The 18,043-nt window shown below is 57.4% G+C and carries 22 protein-coding genes; 7 read left to right on the forward strand and 15 right to left on the reverse strand.

Annotated features, from left to right (window positions below; genetic code table 11):
• Positions 1 to 30 precede the first annotated feature (30 nt).
• Positions 31 to 582, reverse strand: a complete 552-nt coding sequence (gene infC / locus GNF76_RS25380) for a translation initiation factor IF-3 (RefSeq protein WP_169875357.1) — start codon at positions 580 to 582, stop codon at positions 31 to 33.
• Positions 582 to 2,504 (reverse strand): threonine--tRNA ligase, encoded by a 1,923-nt coding sequence (gene thrS / locus GNF76_RS25385; protein ID WP_155585821.1) that lies wholly within the window; start codon positions 2,502 to 2,504, stop codon positions 582 to 584. The genes infC and thrS overlap by 1 nt, the downstream gene beginning before the upstream one ends.
• 370 nt (positions 2,505 to 2,874) lie before the next feature.
• On the opposite strand from thrS, the gene GNF76_RS25390 reads away from it, so the two are divergent.
• A complete protein-coding gene (locus GNF76_RS25390; RefSeq protein WP_155585822.1) occupies positions 2,875 to 3,180 on the forward strand; it encodes a hypothetical protein in 306 nt (101 codons plus the stop codon).
• Between the two features lie 292 nt (positions 3,181 to 3,472).
• Complete coding sequence (locus GNF76_RS25395; RefSeq protein WP_003179963.1) at positions 3,473 to 3,685, forward strand: cold-shock protein; 213 nt, start codon at positions 3,473 to 3,475, stop codon at positions 3,683 to 3,685.
• Positions 3,686 to 3,757: 72 nt separating this feature from the next.
• On the opposite strand, the gene GNF76_RS25400 is transcribed toward GNF76_RS25395, so the two are convergent.
• On the reverse strand, positions 3,758 to 4,078 hold the full coding sequence (locus GNF76_RS25400; protein WP_155585823.1) for an I78 family peptidase inhibitor: 321 nt from the start codon (positions 4,076 to 4,078) through the stop codon (positions 3,758 to 3,760).
• 144 nt (positions 4,079 to 4,222) lie between these two features.
• A complete protein-coding gene (locus tag GNF76_RS25405) occupies positions 4,223 to 4,528 on the reverse strand; it encodes a hypothetical protein (RefSeq protein WP_178123576.1) in 306 nt (101 codons plus the stop codon).
• Positions 4,529 to 4,666: 138 nt separating this feature from the next.
• Between GNF76_RS25405 and GNF76_RS25410 the strand changes: the two genes are divergently transcribed.
• Positions 4,667 to 4,879: a hypothetical protein gene (locus tag GNF76_RS25410; RefSeq protein ID WP_155585824.1), complete on the forward strand. Its 213-nt coding sequence runs from the start codon at positions 4,667 to 4,669 to the stop codon at positions 4,877 to 4,879.
• 33 nt (positions 4,880 to 4,912) lie between these two features.
• Here the strand turns inward: GNF76_RS25410 and GNF76_RS25415 are convergent, their stop codons facing one another.
• The 7 genes from GNF76_RS25415 to GNF76_RS25445 are packed head-to-tail and all read right to left on the reverse strand — an operon-like array spanning position 4,913 to position 11,882.
• Positions 4,913 to 5,941, reverse strand: coding sequence for a nucleoside hydrolase (locus GNF76_RS25415; protein ID WP_155585825.1), 1,029 nt, complete (start codon positions 5,939 to 5,941; stop codon positions 4,913 to 4,915).
• 26 nt (positions 5,942 to 5,967) lie between these two features.
• Positions 5,968 to 6,372: a D-ribose pyranase gene (gene rbsD / locus GNF76_RS25420; protein WP_155585826.1), complete on the reverse strand. Its 405-nt coding sequence runs from the start codon at positions 6,370 to 6,372 to the stop codon at positions 5,968 to 5,970.
• Complete coding sequence (gene rbsK / locus GNF76_RS25425) at positions 6,369 to 7,286, reverse strand: ribokinase (RefSeq protein ID WP_155585827.1); 918 nt, start codon at positions 7,284 to 7,286, stop codon at positions 6,369 to 6,371. Before rbsK ends, rbsD begins: the two co-directional genes overlap by 4 nt.
• 23 nt (positions 7,287 to 7,309) lie before the next feature.
• Positions 7,310 to 8,332 (reverse strand): LacI family DNA-binding transcriptional regulator, encoded by a 1,023-nt coding sequence (locus GNF76_RS25430; RefSeq protein ID WP_155585828.1) that lies wholly within the window; start codon positions 8,330 to 8,332, stop codon positions 7,310 to 7,312.
• Between the two features lie 3 nt (positions 8,333 to 8,335).
• Positions 8,336 to 9,313 (reverse strand): ABC transporter permease, encoded by a 978-nt coding sequence (locus GNF76_RS25435; RefSeq protein WP_155585829.1) that lies wholly within the window; start codon positions 9,311 to 9,313, stop codon positions 8,336 to 8,338.
• Positions 9,310 to 10,863 carry a sugar ABC transporter ATP-binding protein gene (locus GNF76_RS25440; RefSeq protein ID WP_155585830.1) on the reverse strand — a complete coding sequence of 518 codons (1,554 nt, stop codon included), beginning with the start codon at positions 10,861 to 10,863 and terminating at the stop codon, positions 9,310 to 9,312. The genes GNF76_RS25435 and GNF76_RS25440 overlap by 4 nt, the downstream gene beginning before the upstream one ends.
• Before the next feature lie 59 nt (positions 10,864 to 10,922).
• Positions 10,923 to 11,882 (reverse strand): sugar ABC transporter substrate-binding protein, encoded by a 960-nt coding sequence (locus tag GNF76_RS25445; protein ID WP_155585831.1) that lies wholly within the window; start codon positions 11,880 to 11,882, stop codon positions 10,923 to 10,925.
• Between the two features lie 565 nt (positions 11,883 to 12,447).
• On the opposite strand from GNF76_RS25445, the gene GNF76_RS25450 reads away from it, so the two are divergent.
• From GNF76_RS25450 to GNF76_RS25460, 3 genes are all read left to right on the forward strand, one after another.
• A complete protein-coding gene (locus GNF76_RS25450; RefSeq protein ID WP_155585832.1) occupies positions 12,448 to 13,536 on the forward strand; it encodes an asparaginase in 1,089 nt (362 codons plus the stop codon).
• Between the two features lie 232 nt (positions 13,537 to 13,768).
• Positions 13,769 to 14,020, forward strand: coding sequence for a DUF1654 domain-containing protein (locus tag GNF76_RS25455; RefSeq protein ID WP_178123578.1), 252 nt, complete (start codon positions 13,769 to 13,771; stop codon positions 14,018 to 14,020).
• Positions 14,021 to 14,024: 4 nt separating this feature from the next.
• Positions 14,025 to 14,714, forward strand: coding sequence for an endonuclease (locus GNF76_RS25460; RefSeq protein ID WP_155585834.1), 690 nt, complete (start codon positions 14,025 to 14,027; stop codon positions 14,712 to 14,714).
• A 46-nt stretch (positions 14,715 to 14,760) separates the two neighbouring features.
• On the opposite strand, the gene GNF76_RS25465 is transcribed toward GNF76_RS25460, so the two are convergent.
• Entirely contained in the window at positions 14,761 to 15,141 is a 381-nt protein-coding gene (locus GNF76_RS25465; RefSeq protein ID WP_343037849.1) for an SPOR domain-containing protein, read from the reverse strand.
• A 245-nt stretch (positions 15,142 to 15,386) separates the two neighbouring features.
• Here GNF76_RS25465 and csrA point away from each other — a divergent pair, with 245 nt between their 5' ends.
• Positions 15,387 to 15,572, forward strand: coding sequence for a carbon storage regulator CsrA (gene csrA, locus GNF76_RS25470; protein WP_155585835.1), 186 nt, complete (start codon positions 15,387 to 15,389; stop codon positions 15,570 to 15,572).
• A gap of 107 nt (positions 15,573 to 15,679) precedes the next feature.
• Here csrA and GNF76_RS25475 read toward each other — a convergent pair whose 3' ends face one another.
• The 3 genes from GNF76_RS25475 to pcp all read right to left on the reverse strand — a co-directional run bounded on the left by GNF76_RS25475 (position 15,680) and on the right by pcp (position 18,042).
• Entirely contained in the window at positions 15,680 to 16,138 is a 459-nt protein-coding gene (locus GNF76_RS25475) for a DUF2214 family protein (protein WP_155585836.1), read from the reverse strand.
• Positions 16,139 to 16,592: 454 nt separating this feature from the next.
• Positions 16,593 to 17,270, reverse strand: coding sequence for an HAD-IA family hydrolase (locus tag GNF76_RS25480; protein ID WP_178123580.1), 678 nt, complete (start codon positions 17,268 to 17,270; stop codon positions 16,593 to 16,595).
• 124 nt (positions 17,271 to 17,394) lie between these two features.
• Entirely contained in the window at positions 17,395 to 18,042 is a 648-nt protein-coding gene (pcp, locus tag GNF76_RS25485; protein WP_155585851.1) for a pyroglutamyl-peptidase I, read from the reverse strand.
• Between the last annotated feature and the right edge of the window lies 1 nt (position 18,043).

An 18,043-nucleotide genomic window follows, 5' to 3' on the forward strand; every position in this document is an offset into this window, starting at 1 on the left:
ATAATCAGAAGGCCTGCCGTGCCCTATTGATTACTTCTTCTTTTTCGGGGCGATGACCATAATAAGCTGGCGTCCTTCCATCTTAGGATGCTGTTCGACCGAACCGTACTCGAGCAGGTCAGCTTCAACCCGCTTGAGGAGTTCCATCCCCAGCTCCTGGTGGGCCATCTCACGGCCGCGGAATCGCAAGGATACCTTGGCCCTGTCCCCATCACTCAGGAAACGTACCAGGTTGCGCAGTTTTACCTGGTAATCCCCTTCCTCCGTCCCTGGACGAAACTTGATTTCTTTTACTTGAATCTGCTTCTGGTTCTTCTTCGCTGCGGCAATCTGCTTCTTCTTCTCGAAGATCGACTTGCCGTAGTCCATCACCCGGCAAACGGGTGGGATTGCGTCGGCGGAGATTTCCACCAGGTCCAATTTGGACTCTTCAGCAATACGAAGCGCTTCATCAATCGAGACGATGCCAATCTGCTCGCCGTCAGCGCCAATTAACCGAACCTCGCGTGCCGAGATATTCTCGTTGATCGGGGCTTTCGGTGCAGCTCGTTTATCTTGTCTCATTTCACGCTTAATAATAATTACTCCGAATCTGGGCGACCACGCCGGGAAACCGCTTGCGCGAGGAACTCAGCGAACTGGGCGACGGGCATCGAGCCCAGGTCAGCACCTTCACGAGTACGCACAGCGACAGTCTGCATCTCGACTTCCCGATCTCCGATAACCAAAAGATAGGGAACCTTGAGCAAAGTATGCTCGCGGATTTTAAAGCCGATCTTTTCATTTCTCAAGTCAGACTTGGCACGAAATCCGCTTTCATTGAGAATTTTTTCAACTTCAGCGGCAAAATCTGCCTGTTTATCAGTGATATTCATGATCACTGCCTGGGTCGGAGCCAGCCACGCAGGGAACGCACCCTCGTAGTGCTCGATCAGGATCCCGACAAATCGTTCGAAGGATCCAAGGATCGCCCGGTGCAACATAACCGGGTGCTTGCGACTGTTGTCTTCGGAGACGTATTCGGCTCCCAAACGGATCGGCAGGTTAAAATCGAGCTGCAAAGTACCACATTGCCAGACACGGCCAAGACAATCTTTCAGCGAGAACTCGATCTTCGGACCGTAGAACGCCCCCTCACCCGGCTGCAAATCGTACGCAAGGCCCGCACTATCAAGGGCGGCGGCCAGTGCAGATTCGGCGCGATCCCACAGCTCGTCGGAACCGACGCGTTTTTCCGGACGAGTGGACAGCTTCATTTCGACTTCGGTAAAGCCGAAATCGCGGTAGACGTCCATGGTCAGCTTGATAAACGCTGCGGATTCAGCCTGCATCTGCTCTTCGGTGCAGAAGATGTGGGCGTCGTCCTGAGTAAAGCCACGCACGCGCATGATGCCGTGCAACGCACCCGATGGCTCGTTACGGTGGCAGGCACCGAATTCGGCCAGACGCAGCGGCAGCTCGCGGTAGCTCTTCAGGCCTTGGTTGAAAACCTGCACGTGGCACGGGCAGTTCATTGGCTTGATGGCGTAGTCGCGGTTTTCCGACTGGGTGGTGAACATGTTGTCGGCGTAGTTGGCCCAGTGCCCGGATTTCTCCCACAGGCTGCGGTCAACGACCTGGGGAGTCTTGATCTCCAGGTAACCGTTGTCGCGCTGAACCTTGCGCATGTACTGCTCGAGCACCTGATACAGGGTCCAGCCGTTCGGGTGCCAGAACACCATGCCCGGCGCTTCTTCCTGGAGATGGAACAGGTTCAGGCGCTTGCCGATCTTGCGGTGGTCGCGTTTTTCGGCTTCTTCGATGCGCTGGATATAGGCCGCCAGCTGCTTCTTGTCAGCCCAGGCAGTACCGTAGATCCGCTGCAGTTGTTCATTCTTCGCATCACCGCGCCAGTAGGCACCGGACAGCTTGGTCAGCTTGAACGACTTGAGGAAGCGCGTATTCGGCACGTGCGGGCCACGGCACATGTCGACGTATTCTTCGTGGTAGTACAGGCCCATGGCCTGCTCGTCCGGCATGTCTTCCACCAGGCGCAGCTTGTAGTCTTCGCCACGGGCGCTGAACACGTCGATCACTTCGGCACGCGGAGTGACTTTCTTGATGACGTCGTAATCTTTCTCGATCAGCGCGTGCATGCGCTGTTCGATGGCCGCCAGGTCGTCCGGAGTGAAGGGACGCTCATAGGCGATGTCGTAATAGAAGCCTTCATCGATGACCGGGCCGATGACCATCTTCGCCGTCGGGTACAGCTGCTTGACCGCGTGGCCAATCAGGTGCGCGCAAGAGTGGCGAATGATCTCCAGCCCCTCTTGATCCTTGGGCGTAATGATTTGCAGGCTGGCATCAGAGGTGATCAGGTCGCTGGCGTCAACCAGCTTGCCGTCGACCTTGCCGGCCACGGTGGCCTTGGCCAGGCCTGCACCAATGGATGCGGCGACCTCGGCTACGGAAACCGGATGATCGAATGAACGTTGACTGCCGTCGGGAAGAGTAATAGTTGGCATGGCGCCTCCTCTCCTAGTGGTGACCCCTACCAAAGGTCACGTGGGTTGGGATGAGCCAGTACAAGATCCAACACCAGGCCGTTCAGTGATGAACGCCTGCCTTACAGCGGCAGGAGCCTTGCGGCCAACCGATAATCGAACCAGAGTGACTGGAGTTAAACAAAAGACCCTGGCACGGCGGCAATATGGCACGCCGAAAAATAGCCAAGAGAGGGATGCTAGCACAGATGAACGGTCATCGCGTCGGCGACGCCTCGGTGAAAAGCAAATTCCGGGAATTTAAGCCCACAAGTGAACTTGGGCTGTACGCAGGGCCTCAAAGACACAGAGAATCGTCATTCCACCCACGACCTCCAGGGAGCATCTCCTTATGCGTCTTAAACATTTATTGGCTCTCGCCGCCCCATTTGCCCTACTGCTGCCACTGAGCGTACAGGCCGCTTGGCCGGAAGGCGGGAAAAGCTCTTTCCAGCAGGATTGCCAGAAAGGCGCCATGCAGAACCCCAATGTTAATCCAGCACAGGCCAAAGCCCATTGTGAGTGCGGCGCAAATGCGCTTGAAAAGAACTTCAGCAAAGAAGAGCTCAGCAAGCTGATGGACAGAAACACCCCACCTGACAACGCTCTGCTCGCAAAAGCGCAAAGCGCTATCCAGTCCTGCAAAGTCGTTAAATAAGTACTGAGGTCATGGCCAGAGGCCAGTTTGGCGTAATAAACCAGCTGAAAAACTGCCATTTCTCACAATTTACACAGCTTTTACGGCTTTTTTTAACAGCTGATATTTCGCTCAAAAGCCCCGTAAATCGGGGCTTTCAGCCACACAAGGCACGAAACACAACGCGATTGATTAGCAAACAATGCCTTGGGGGGGCTCCCAAGCCGAACATTTCGACTATGATACCCCGGTGTGCCCAGTTGGCCTGAGCAGCACAGTACTACTGAAAATATATGTTTCTTGGAGATACACCATGTCTAATCGCCAAACCGGCACCGTTAAATGGTTCAACGATGAAAAAGGCTTCGGCTTCATCACTCCTCAAGGTGGCGGTGACGACCTGTTCGTACACTTCAAAGCTATCGAAAGCGACGGTTTCAAAAGCCTGAAAGAAGGCCAAACCGTTTCCTTCGTGGCTGAGAAAGGCCAAAAGGGTATGCAAGCTGCACAGGTTCGCCCAGAGTAATTTCTGCGCTGATCTAAAAAACCCCGTCCATGTGACGGGGTTTTTTATGGGCGCTGCAAAAGCGGTAGGCAATCAGCCACAGTTGACGCGGGTGATCACCAGGTTGTCGTCAGCGTTGAGGTTCAGGCGATCGGAACGGTATTCCAGGGTGATCATGTCGTTGGGCTTGAGAATCCGTGCGTTCTGCGCACCGGCGCGAGTGCGAGCCTGCTCCAGCAATTGGGGTGAGGCTTTCTGGCCGATCGTGAACTCGGCAGCCTTCGCCTCACAGCGGCTATGACCTGAATCGGCCACGGCGGCATCTTTGGCCGGCCCAGAGGTACCTGGAGTGCTGCAGCCCGTCAAAACGAGCGCAGCGAACAAGGTACCGAATGATGCGAGCTTCCAAGGCATGAAGCCTCCTTTGAGAAAAATGGACAGAGTGCGTGCGACAGCAATTTCGAGGATAGGTTTCAGAAATGTAACCAAGCCGCGACAAGTCTGCCTGACTCGGCGTCAGGTCTTTGCGAATCAATCGTCACCAGATATGAACAGGCGTCAGTAGATATCGATGTAGTCAAACGGCGGCTTTGGCCAGTTCTGCTTCAGCGCATTGAAAATCTGCATGACCCACACTTCATCGCTGGCTGCCACGTTACCGACATAACCGGAACCGGCCGCCCAGGTCTCCAGGCGAAACAGCAGCCCCTCGATATCAACCCCTCCCACGACGCCCGAAGAGATGTAGGCAATGCCGTCTTTGGTGACCCGCAGTTGGGTGTGAGCGTTGTCGCTGGCCGACGCAAGCATCTGACGAACAGCGTCCAGTGTCAGGCTCTCGGGGTTGTTCAAATCGATCTGCACGCGGCTTGTCCTGGCAATTAAACAGGCCAACAGTGTCGCACAGCCCTCCCGTCATGCCTAAGTAGCAGTGCCAAACACCGTGCAAAATGGTTAACTCGCCAGGCTAGACGTTGCCCAACCCAGACTGGCGAGATATCCATGACCATCGTAAGCATCCATGCCGACATCAAAGCCAAGTGGCCCCAAGGGCAAGGTTCCTACAGCCCTGGCACTCCTGAAGAGCTGGCAATCATTGGCATAGACCTGCTGGTCAAGGAGCTGGGAACCCAGGCGGCGCAAGCTTTCATCGGCCAGGTATTCGAAAAATACCCGGCCGATCACATGGGGGCACAAGACCCCGAGCGTGAGTAAGACCCGGCCGGCGAACGCCGACCGACAAGCGTTTTACTTCAGACGTGCAAGGCGCTCGGTCAACAGGTCGAAGAAGCCTTGGGCATCGCCGTTTTCAACCCAGAATGCGTTCTTGGGTTGTTTCAAACCGTCGTACCAATCGACGATAGTCTGGCCAAAGGTCGGGCCTTCACGGCTGTCCACCACCACATTGACTTCACGCCCGCTGAACAGCGCCGGCTTGAGCAGGTAAGCGATAACGGTAGCGTCGTGTACCGGGCCACCTGGAATGCCGTAGTGCTCCATGTCGCCTTTGACGTATTCGTTGAGAATATCGCCAACCACCTTGCTCGCATTGTTGTTCAATGCCGCGATCTTCTTCAGCCGCGCTTCACTGGTCAGAACCTTGTGAGTCACGTCCAGGGGCAGATAGGTCAGCTTGACACCACTCTTGAGCACAACTTCGGCCGCAATCGGATCGGCGAACAGGTTGAACTCGGCTACCGGCGTAATGTTACCGCCGTTGAAGTGCGCGCCGCCCATCACCACCACTTCCTTGATGCCTTGGGTGATTTCAGGTGCCTGGGTGAGTGCCAGGGCCAGGTTGGTCTGCGGACCGAGCATGGCGATGGTAATGCTGTGGGGCTTGGCAGTGCTCAGGGTTTTGATCAGGTAATCAACCGCATTGCCCTCGGCCAGACCTTCTTTGGGCTCATGTACGGTGACACCGGAAATACCTTCCTTGCCATGAATGTTCTCGGCGTAGATCGGGGTGCGCAACATCGGCTTCGGAGCACCGGCATACACCGGGATCTCCGGGCGCCCTGCCCACTCGCGCGCCAGGCGCGCGTTGCGGGAGGTCTTGTCCAGGCGCACGTTGCCGGCAACCGTGGTCAGCGCTCGAATGTTCAATTCCTCAGGGGACGCCATGGCAAACAGCAGGGCAACCACGTCGTCAGCACCTGGATCGGTATCGATGATCAGGTCGATTTTTTCCGCCGCCTGGGCGCTTGCAGCAGTTAGGACGGACAAAAGCAGCACACTCCGAAACAGTTGTCGCAGGGTTGGGGTACCACGTTGCATGACGCACTCCTTGTCTTTGGGGAATTCTAGAAGGTTACGCCGGAGACCAGCGCGATATTGCAGTAGGGCTGGCACTCGCCCGTACGCACCACAGCCCGGGCCTTGCCACTGAGCTGCTTGAATGCTTCATGGCTGAGCAAGCGACGCTCGCCGAGGGCCGCCTGCTTATTCAGCGCATCCAGATCGACCAGTGCCGGCGGTTGCTTGAGCAGGATTTCTTCGGCCAGCACGTGACTTTCCACCTGCATTTCACTGAGCACGATACGCAGGGTGCTGATGAAGTCGGGAATGCCCTTTGTCAGCGCCAGGTCGATCAATTCGACGCCCGGCGGCACTGGAAGACCGGCATCACCGATCACCAGAATGTCCCCATGACCAAGGGAAGCGATCAGCCGCGACAGGGCAATATTGAGCAAGGGCGTCTTTTTCATGAGGGCACAAAACCTTGAACGTCATGCAACGTGGGAATGGAGGGTTGCGCGCCAGCACGGGTCACCGACAGCGCCGCGGCAACCTGGCCAAAACGGATGGCCTCGGCTTCGCTTTTACCGTTGGCCAGCGCCGCCGCAAAACCCCCGACGAAGGTGTCACCGGCAGCCGTGGTGTCCACAGCCTTGACCTTGGGCGCCACGAGGTGCTCGAAGCCCTGCCCGTCCGCGAACAACGCGCCTTCGGCACCGAGGGTAATAATCACTTTGCCCGCACCGGCCTTGATCAGGCGTGTGGCGGCAATCTTGGCTGTATCGAGAGAGTCGACCACCACGCCACTCAAGGCCGAAGCCTCGCTTTCATTGGGAATCAGGTAATCAATCGAGGTATACCACTCTGGGGGCAGCGGACCGCTGGCAGGCGCTGGATTGAGGATCACCGTCTTGCCCAGTTCGCGACCACGCTTGAGGGTGTGGCCAACGGTGTCCATCGGCACTTCGAGCTGGCAGATAATCACGTCACCGGCCTGCAACACGCTATCGAACGCCTGCAATGAAGCTGGCGTCAGTTGGCCATTGCTGCCGGCGACGATCACAATCGCATTCTGGCTGCTGTCATCCACCACAATCAGCGCCACGCCGCTGGAACCCTCCACCTCACTGACGGCCTGGCAATCAATGCCCTCCACCAGCAAGGCCTCCCGCAGCTGGACGCCGTAGGCATCGGAGCCAACGCAACCGACCATGGAAACGCTTGCACCCAAGCGTGCCGACGCGACTGCCTGGTTGGCACCCTTGCCGCCCGGAACCGTGGAAAAGGATTGGCCCATCAGGGTTTCACCGCCACGGGGCAGCCGACTGGCCCGGGTAACCAGGTCCATGTTCAGACTGCCTACTACCACTACTTTTGCTGGCATACATCAGTACTCATCAATTCGGTTCAGCGGTATTGGGCGAAGACACCGGCCAACGGCGCTGTCGACTCACGCAAAACAATGCTCGGCGTCACGATGCGTTGATCGATCGGCAATTGGGGTGTCGCAATCCGTCTCAGTAAAAGCTCCGCCGCCATCTCCCCCAGTTGCAGGATCGACTGGCCCACTGTGGTCAATGCCGGGTAGACGTAACGGCTCATTTGAATGTCATCAAAACCAATCACCGACAACTCGCCGGGGACGCGGATATTGCGCTCGGCAGCGGCCCGCAAGACGCCGAAGCCGATCATGTCGTTACCGGCAAAAATCGCACTGGGGGGATTACCCGCCAGCAATTGTGCCGCTGCTGTGTAGCCACCGGTGCTGGTGAAGTCGCTTTCCAATGTGCGGCTCGCAGGCACTTGGACCTTGGCCTCATTCAGGGCGCGGCGATACCCTGCCAGACGCATTTGCGCCACTCGGGTATGGCTTGGCCCACCAATGCAGGCGATATCACGATGGCCCAACTCCAGCAAATGCCGGGTCGCCAGGTAGGCGCCGTGCTCGTGATCGATACGCACCAGGTCGACATCAATGCCATCCAGCGCCCGGTCGACGATGACCATGGGCGTGCGCACGGCTTTCAGGCCGGTGGCCAGTCCGCTGTCATCACCGCCTACCGAGGTCACGATCAAACCATCGATACGCTTCTCCAGTAGCACCCTTAAATAATTGCGCTGCTTTTCGGCGTTATCGTCGGAGTTGCAGAGGATCACGCAATAGCCGTTACGCTCGCAGTAATCCTCGATACCCCGCGCCAACTCTGCGAAATACGGGTTGAGGCTGTTGGGCACCAGCAAGCCGATGGTGGCGGTGGTCTTGGCCTTCAGCGAACGGGCAACCGCGCTGGGGACGTAGTCGAGCTGCTTGATGGCCGCTTCGACCTTGATCCGCACTGGCTCGCTGACCGGGCGGGTCTTGTTCACCACGTGGGACACGGTGGTGTAGGAAATCCCCGCGAGCGCCGCCACATCCTTGATGGTTGCCATGGTTCAGGCCCGCCGGCTGGCGCGCTGGCTGCGATAAGTATCCAGCACCACCGCGATCACGATCACTGCACCGGTAATAATGCGCTTGGTCGGCTCAGTCGCGCCAATCTGCGCAAGCCCTGCCGCCAGTACCGAGATGATCAATACGCCGAAGAAGGTACTGATCACCGAGCCACGGCCGCCCATCAGGCTGGTACCGCCAATCACCACTGCTGCGATCACTTGCAGTTCCAGGCCGGAACCGGCATTTGGATCGGCGGCTTCAAGACGGGAAATCTGGAACAGCGCCGCAACACCGGCCAGCAGCCCCATCAGGCTGAACACCAACACTTTGTAGGGCTTGGGATTAATCCCCGCCAGACGCACCGCCTCTTCGTTGGTACCGATCCCGATCAGGTAGCGACCGAACACGGTACGAGTCAGCACGAGCTGGGCAACGATGATCACCGCCAACGCAATGATGAACGAGGGCGAAATGCCGAAGGCCACCGGGTTGGACAGCCAGGCAAAAGAGTCACCGATATACGCGGTACGCGAGCCGGTCATCTGATACGCGACACCGCGAGCCATTTCCAGCACACCGAGGGAGACGATAAACGATGGGATACGCCAAGCCACAGTGATGGAGCCGGTGATGGTCCCGGCCAGCGCCGCACAACCCATGCCCAACAGCGCGGCCGGCAATACGCTCCAGCCCCAGCCGAGGATCGCCACGCTGACGGCGGATGCCGCCAGGGCGAGAACCGAACCCACAGACAAGTCGATGCCGCCGATGATCAGGACAAAGGTCATGCCCACCGCCAGCACCATCAGGTCTGGAATCTGGTTGGCCAGGGTGCTGAAGGTGTCATAGGACAGGAAGTGGTCACTCAGGAACGAGAACAACGCAATCATCGCCAGCAAGGCGCCGGCCAAGCCCAGGTAAGTACCCAGGCCGTAGAAGTTGCCGCTACGTTTCGCGGCGGAAGGTGCAGTTTTCATGGGGTATTCCTAGGCGCCGCTTCATTGAGCAACGCATCACGTTTCTGATAGCCGGCAAACGCGGCGGCGAGCAATTCGTCCTGGGTCCAGCTGTCGCGCTCGAAGGTCTCGATCAGGCGCCCGGCGGACAACACGCCGATCCGGTCGCAGATCAGCATCAACTCACGCAGGTCGCTGGATACCACCACCAGCGCTTTGCCTTGACGGGTCAAATCACCCAGCAACGCGTATATATCGAACTTGGCGCCGACGTCGATGCCGCGGGTCGGCTCATCGAACAGCATCACCGCGCAATCACGTTCCAGCCAACGGCCAATCACCACTTTCTGCTGGTTGCCGCCCGACAACTCGGACACCAACTGTGACGGACTGGAACTGCGGATACTCATGGCGTCGACCTGGCGCTTGGCCAAGGCGGTTTCATCGCGACCGTTCACCAGGCCAGCGCTGGAAACCTTCGGCATGTTGCCCAAGGCGATATTGGCGCTGATCGATTGGGTCAGCAGCAGGCCTTCGCCCTTGCGGTCTTCGGTGATCAGGGCGATGCCGTGACCGACCGCATCGACCGGCGAACGAATGCTCACCACCTGGGCCGGCGAGCCCAGGGCCACGGTGCCGCTGTCGGCCAGGTCAGCACCGAAGATCAGCCGTAGCAACTCGGTACGGCCGGCACCGATCAGGCCAGAAATGCCGTAAATTTCGCCGGCACGCACTTCAAAGGACACATCGCGAACCTTGTCCGAGCGAGTCAGGCCTTTTACCGTCAACAGCGGCGCGCCGATGGTGCGCGGCCCGAGGTCAATTTTTTCGCCCAGTTCACGGCCAACCATCAGCGTGACCAACTGCTCACTGTTGTAATTGGCCATCGGCTCGACACAGACCAGGTTACCGTCACGCAATACAGCAATGCGTTGGGCGACACGGGCCAGCTCTTCCAGCCGGTGGGAAATATAGATAATCGCCACGCCCCGAGCCTGCAGGCGGGTGATCTGCTCAAACAACATCTCGACTTCACGGGCAGTCAGCATCGCCGTGGGTTCGTCGAGAATCAGCACATGGCAGTCGCCAATCAGGTTGCGGGCAATCTCGACCATTTGTTGATGGCCGATGCCCAGGCTGCCGACCAGCGTGTCCGGGTCGATGGCATCCAGGCCGACCTGAGCCATGGCCTCAATAGCGGCCTTGCGCAGTTGCTTGCGACTGATCCAGCCGCCACGGCTGGGCAGGTTGTGCAGGAACAGATTCTCCGCGACGGTCAAGGTCGGCAGCAGGTTGAGCTCCTGCATAACCATGCGCACGCCCTGCTCCTCAGCCTGGGTCCGACTGCCCGGCATATAGGCCTGACCATTGAACTGCATCTGCCCGGTGGTCGGTGTGACCAGGCCGCCGATGATCTTCGACAGCGTGCTTTTCCCTGCGCCGTTCTCACCGGTGAGCGCCAACACTTCCCCGCGATTGAGCGTCAGGGTGATGTCGGACAGAACCGGCTGGGCATAGGTCTTGCCGATACCACTGACCGAGAGGACAGCGTTCGGTGCGCAAGATGACATACGAAAGTCTCCAGGCGCCCGCTCCGGATGAGCGGACGCTGTGTTTGTGCTGCTGGGGATTACTTCTTGAGGATGAGTTCGACCGGCGTTTCGATCATGCCGTCCACGGCATCGACTTTTTCACCCTTGACCAGCTTCAAAGCGTTCTGGATACCGAAAACCGCTTGCTGGGCAGCGGCCTGGTCGGCCGTTGCCAGGACACGACCGTCTTGCAACATGGGCTTGATGGCCTCGATGTTGTCGTAGCCAACCACGAGCACTTTGCCCGCCTTACCTGCGCCGCGCACGGCGGAGACAGCGCCCAGCGCCATGTTGTCGTTACCGGCCAACAGGGCCTTGATGTTCGGGTTTGCCTGGAGCATCGCGGCGGCAATCGCATTGCCTTTGTCGATTTCCCACTCACCGGATTGCGTGGAAACGATCTTCATGCCCGCAGCGTCCATTGCGTCCTTGAAACCGGCGGTGCGTTGCTGGGCGTTGGTGGTGGTCGACACACCTTCGATGATGCCAACCTCGTCACCGGCCTTGAGTTGCTTGGCCAGGTATTCACCCACCAGGCGCGCACCCTTGCGGTTGTCGGGGCCTACGAACGGAATATTCAGGGATTTGCTTTTCAGCACATCAACGTCGAGACGATTGTCGATGTTAACGATCTTGATGCCTTTATCGGAGGCTTTCTTCAGGACCGTGACCAATGCTTTCGAATCGGCCGGAGCAATGACGATCGCGTCAACCTTGGACAGGATCATCTGATTGACGATATCGATCTGGGCCGAGGTATCGGTTTCGTTCTTGATACCGTTGGTGATCATGTCGAAGTCAGCGGAATGGGCTTTCTGGTAAGCCTTGGCACCGTCTTGCATGGTGACGAAAAATTCATTGGCAAGGGATTTCATGACCAGACCGACCTTGGGTTTGGCGGCAGTTTCAGCGGCAAATGCAGAGGAGAAAGGCAGGGCAGCGGATGCGGCAGCAAGCACAGCAACAGCAAGAAGACGTCCAGCGAATGGCAGCTTCATAGGTTCACTCCGATCTTATGATTATTGTGAGCAACGCTTGCACCGAAGAACACTTCGGCGGTCTTCCCACCCGGGAGACTGATACGAGCCTTCACGACACTCATGGAGCAACCCGTGAAACATCTCGCAAACGTTTGCGTTGAGCAAACTATGCGAATCTTGTCGAGATTTGTCAACGGAAGAAAAGACCTTTATCTGAGCCCGCTCTACGCCGAGCCCTACAGCCTGAGGCTGATGGCGCTAAACATTTCCGGCGTTCGACCGTTCTCTGACATAACAGAAGGCTGTTCATTTACAACCTGGCGTTCCGACCCTTTCCCCTCCTCTTTTTCGGACAACCGAACACGAAGGCCGCACTTTGTTCGGAAAGCCGGACAAGAAACTGAACAGCAATCGATAAATTCAGACAAAAATAGATGTAAATCAATAAGTTAAATCCAATCACCAAACAGAATACGGCTGGTACAAATCCTGCTCTTACACAGCACCTTGTGGCATTCAGAGTTGCCCGGGTGTTTCTAGATGAACCTGCATCAGCACTCATCAAAAACCAGAGAGAAAAATAATGAAATCTGCACTCAAGACCTTTGTTCCGGGCGCGTTGGCCCTCCTGCTGCTGTTCCCTGTTGCCGCCCAGGCAAAAGAAGCTGAAACCAAGACCAAACTGTCCAACGTCGTCATCCTGGCCACCGGTGGCACCATCGCCGGCGCAGGTGCCAGTGCTGCCAACAGTGCGACCTACCAAGCCGCCAAGGTCGGTATCGAACAACTGATCGCCGGCGTTCCCGAGCTGAGCCAGATCGCCAATGTTCGCGGCGAGCAAGTCCTGCAAATCGCCTCTGAAAGCATCACCAACGAAAACCTCCTGCAACTGGGGCGTCGCGTCGCCGAACTGGCCGACAGCAAGGACGTGGACGGTATCGTGATCACTCACGGCACCGACACCCTGGAAGAGACTGCCTACTTCCTCAACCTGGTGGAAAAAACCGATAAGCCAATCGTGGTGGTCGGCTCCATGCGCCCAGGCACCGCCATGTCGGCGGACGGCATGCTCAACCTGTACAACGCCGTGGCAGTCGCCGGCAGCAAAGACGCTCGCGGCAAAGGCGTACTGGTAACCATGAACGATGAGATCCAGTCGGGTCGCGATGTCAGCAAAATGATCAACATCAAGACCGAAGCGTTCAAAAGCCCATGGGGCCCACTGGGCATGGTGGTTGAAGGAAAATCCTACTGGTTCCGCCTGCCAGCCAAGCGCCACACCATGAGTTCCGAATTCGATATCAAGACCATCAAAAGTCTGCCAGATGTCGAAATCGCCTACTCCTATGGCAACGTAAGCGACACCGCCTATAAGGCCCTGGCCCAAGCCGGTGCCAAAGCTATCATCCATGCCGGTACCGGTAATGGTTCGGTATCGTCCAAAGTCGTGCCAGCCCTGCAGGAACTGCGCAAGGAAGGCGTACAGATCATTCGGTCTTCCCACGTCAACGCTGGCGGTTTCGTTCTGCGTAACGCCGAACAGCCTGACGACAAATACGACTGGGTCGTGGCTCATGACCTGAACCCACAGAAAGCGCGCATCCTGGCCATGGTCGCCCTGACCAAGACCCAGGACAGCAAAGAGCTGCAACGGATGTTCTGGGAGTATTGATCCCGCCCTCGGCCTGGTCGTGATGACCGGGCCATCACCCACTCGCCGCGAACGGCGGGTGGGTCTCCCTCCCCGTCTTGCCCCCATAAACAAAAAAATCTTTAAAAAACAAAGCCATTTTGCATAGAAACAAATAAATCACGGTCAAAGCGATCTTCTTGGATTTTAAGCAGTTGCGAATTTACCCACAGTTAAATACTGTATGTTCGTACAGCTTAATAAGGATCACTCCGTGGCAAAGCCTTCCTCTGCAGCACCTACCCCGCCTGATGCCTATGAACGCCTCGCGATTCGTGTGCAAAAAATCATCAATTCGACCAACGCCCAAAAAGCCAAGGCAGCCTTGATCTTCCGTTTGCCGGACGAGCCGGAGGATGAATGGGGGCGTCTGCTGGAAGAAATTGCGGAAAACGACAACGTAACGCTCGCCCATCGCGATGATGGCGGCGTGCAAGTTTTCTGGGTTGTGCCGAAGGAAGATTGAGTCAATGAGTGTCCGTTTTATTACGTTGTTCTGCCTGTTTTTTGCCGTCACTGCCCACGCCCAGGCCCCGCGCACCTTCAGTGAAGCCAAGAAAATCGCCTGGAAGCTCTACGCCCCGCAATCCACGGAGTTTTATTGCGGCTGTAAATACACGGGTAACCGGGTAGACCTGAAGGCCTGTGGCTATGTCCCGCGCAAGAACGCCAACCGGGCGGCGCGAATCGAGTGGGAGCACATTGTTCCAGCCTGGCAAATCGGTCATCAGCGCCAATGTTGGCAGAAGGGTGGACGCAAGAACTGTACCCGCAGTGATGACGTCTACAAGCGTGCCGAAGCGGACCTGCACAATCTGGTGCCAAGCATCGGTGAGGTCAACGGTGACCGCAACAACTTCAGCTTTGGCTGGTTGCCGGTGCAAAACGGGCAGTATGGCTCTTGCTTGACCCAAGTGGACTTCAAGGCGAAGAAGGTCATGCCCCGGCCGTCCATTCGCGGCATGATCGCCCGCACTTACTTCTACATGAGCAAGCAGTACGGCCTAAGCCTGTCGAAACAGGACCGCAAGTTGTACGAAGCGTGGAACAAGACCTACCCGGTACAACCCTGGGAGCGCCAGCGCAATCAAACCGTGGCGTGCGTGATGGGACGCGGCAATGAGTTTGTCGGGCCGGTCAATCTGAAAGCCTGCGGCTGAAAGGAGGCAAGCAAGCGGGATACAGGCTGTCCCGCTCGCTATCCTCTTACGGTGCAACCTTGTGTTCGATGACCTCGGACACCGTGTCGTTTTTCTTGGCCCGGGCCAGCTTTTCGGTCAACAGCACCTGCTTCGCTTCAGCCTCAGCCTTGGTGCTGAACGGCCCCAGCAGAACCTGGTCCTTGCCGTCTTCCTTGGCCAGGTAAAAACTGAACCCATGCTCAAGCAACCATGCGGTCAGGTCTGTCAGCGCTTGCAGCTTATGGTCCGGCGGCCCTACCCATACGTCCCACTCTTGAGCCACAATCGTCGAGGCTTGGGGCTGGACCTCGGTAACGGCGGGTTTGGCCTTGGGTGCTTCGACACTCCGGCCCTCACCGCAACCGGCCAACGCCAACACCGCAATTGCCATCGCTACTTTACGCACTGCCCTGCTCCTTAACGATCAAAGCGGCAACTTTACCATTCACTGTCTATCCTGGCCGTCATAAACGTTGCCTTAAACATTGCGAATGATGTTTCGCAGACCTGTATGATGGTGTCATGGGAATTAATACTGCCTTTATGCGTCTGAAAAAAGCAGCCACAGGGAAGCAACTCCACAGTAATCTACACACAGCCGACATCTGCACTGTCTGAACATGTGTCCTTAAAGTAATCAAGGAGAAGATCATGCTGATACTCACCCGCAAAGTCGGTGAAAGCATAAACATCGGTGATGACATTACAATCACCATTCTGGGCGTTAGCGGCCAGCAAGTACGAATCGGGATCAATGCACCCAAGAATGTTGCCGTGCACCGTGAGGAAATTTACCAACGCATCCAGGCAGGCCTGACTGCTCCGGAGAAAAACTAAACATCTTCAAGCGCCTCCAGTAGCCAGCCTTTTCGTTCACTGTAATGGCTGGCGAAAGCTTTTCTGGCCCGCAGCCCCCCACCCCTCCCCAGAAATACGTTGCCCGCCTAGCTGAGCCCGACACCTCGCGCCATACCTGTTGCGGCGATGACCATCAACACAATCAGCAGCGCCTGAACATGGCTGATGCGCGCAAAGAGCCCTGTCTTGTGTAAATCAAGGCTTCCACCTCGGGCCAACGCGATACGCCATTTGATCAAACGGATCATCGGCGCGATTTCCAGTAGCAGGATAAAAAGCAGCAGTGTCATCTTCAGATGAAACAGCGGTTGGTGCAGGTAGTACTCCGTGCCCTTTTCATAACCGCCGAAGGCACGCAGGCCACCTGTTATCAGCAACACCAGCGCGCTGATCCCCCATATATTGTCCGCGATCAATACGCGCCGCACTGCGGATGGCTCAGTATTTGTCAGGACACGTAGCGCATTACCGCGAGCCAGCACTGATGCCAGAGCCATCGCGAACGCCAGAAGATGAACCGCCGCGAGAAACCAGTGAGTCAACATGATGGGCATTCCCCCCCCTCGATTGAAGCAAACACCTACTAGTATTAGCCCAGACCGGCCATCACGCACAAAATCCCACCAAGGTGCCAAGGGAACTTGTAGCCGATTCAGCGGCCAAATCTGGTTACAAATCACCTGAAACCTGCTGTGCACTCTGGAGCACGTTGATGAGGCGAACCCGCAAGCAGCCTTATTTTTCCAAATCCTGGACCCTCGCCCTGATGATCGGAGTGCTCTTCGTAGCAGCGGGATATGGCCTCAAATTCGAAATTGAAAGCGTCGATAACCCCGATGCTCGCTCATGGCTGGACTTGGCGCTATTCCTCTGCGGGTACTTGTTTTTTTTCTGCCTCAAGCCGATCCAGAGTGCCATTCATCGAAAACTGTGTCGGCGCGCCTTTCGTAGTGACCACCAGAAAACCTCGTCGTGACCCCCTCCCATTGACCAAAATCGTTACGACATCAAGCACTGCAGCTGCAACAAACCCTCCTGATCACGATGAGCCTGCAAATGGTCATACCCGGCAATCGACGGGTGCTCCGTCATCAGAGGCGTCAAGTGCGTAGCCGTCACGACTATAACGTCAGCGCCTGACGCTTCGCCCGCACGAATCCCTACCGTTGCATCCTCGAACACCAGGCAATCCTGCACCGGCACCCCCAAGCGCTGGGCCCCCAACACATAGCAGGCCGGGTCAGGCTTGCCTCTGGCAACATCCTCGGCCGTTACCAGCGTTGCCGGCGGGCTAATACCCGCCGCTTGCAGCCGACGCAGGGCCAAGGCCTTGGGCGCGGACGTAACCAGCGCCCACTGATCACCGGGAAGGGTCTTCAGAAACGCCACCGCACCGGCAATGGCTACCACACCTTCAACATCCTCGATTTCCGCCTCGGCAATCCACTGGGCTTCCGCTTGCGCATCGACACCAGGCAAGGCTTGCCGGGCGATGGTATCAATCGCCCGCGCACCATGGATCGTGGCCAGGAAAGCAGGCACATCCAGGCCATGGCGCTCGGCCCAGGTGGTCCAGACACGTTCGGCGGCGGCAATCGAGTCAAGAAGGGTCCCGTCCATATCGAACAGGAATGCACGGTACCGATGATCAAATACGGTTGAACCTTTGGCGGACACTGCTCGGCTTCCTCTTGCTTTCGTCACCCGGTCTTGGGTACTGACGAACCCTGGCCTGAGGCAATCTACGGATCGATTGCACGCTTGTAAACGCAAGGCATCCCGCTGAAATGAATCGAGCCAGTCAGCTGACCTGCCCACCCGTTTCCGTGACATCCACCTGGGTACTCCACGCCGTCAGCGCCGCAATCCGCAAGCCCTCAACCTGCACAGCCAGTGCCATATACGGTTGCCCGGACGCAACACGTGCCGCTTGCTCCGGCAAAGATGGCACATGGATAAACCCACTGCGCACTGCCGACCCGGCGAGTGCCTGTTGCAGGCTGTAGAACACCTGGTTGCACACAAAGGTACCGGCTGTTTGCGAAACCGAAGCGGGTATTCCCGCCTCGCGTAGCGCCCGTACCATCGCCTTGATGGGCAACGTGCTGAAGTAGGCCGCCGGACCACCCGGTACTACCGGCGTGTCGATGGGCTGCTCGCCAAGGTTGTCCGGGATCCGTGCATCATTGAGGTTGATCGCCACCCGCTCGATCGAGATATCACTGCGGCCCGGACCCAGGCCGGTCGCGATCACCAGGTGCGGACGGTGCTCCTCCAGCAGCGCTTTCAAGCAGATGGCCGCCGTAGCGAAGGCACAGGGGAGTTGCCGGGCGACGATTCGTACATCCTCCGCCAACAGCACGCCATCCAGCCGCCGCACCGCTTCCCAGGAAGGGTTGATTGAATCCTGATCAAAAGGTTCGAAACCTGTCAGCAGCACAGTACGCATC

The organism is Pseudomonas spelaei, assembly GCF_009724245.1.
GTDB classification, from domain to species: domain Bacteria; phylum Pseudomonadota; class Gammaproteobacteria; order Pseudomonadales; family Pseudomonadaceae; genus Aquipseudomonas; species Aquipseudomonas spelaei.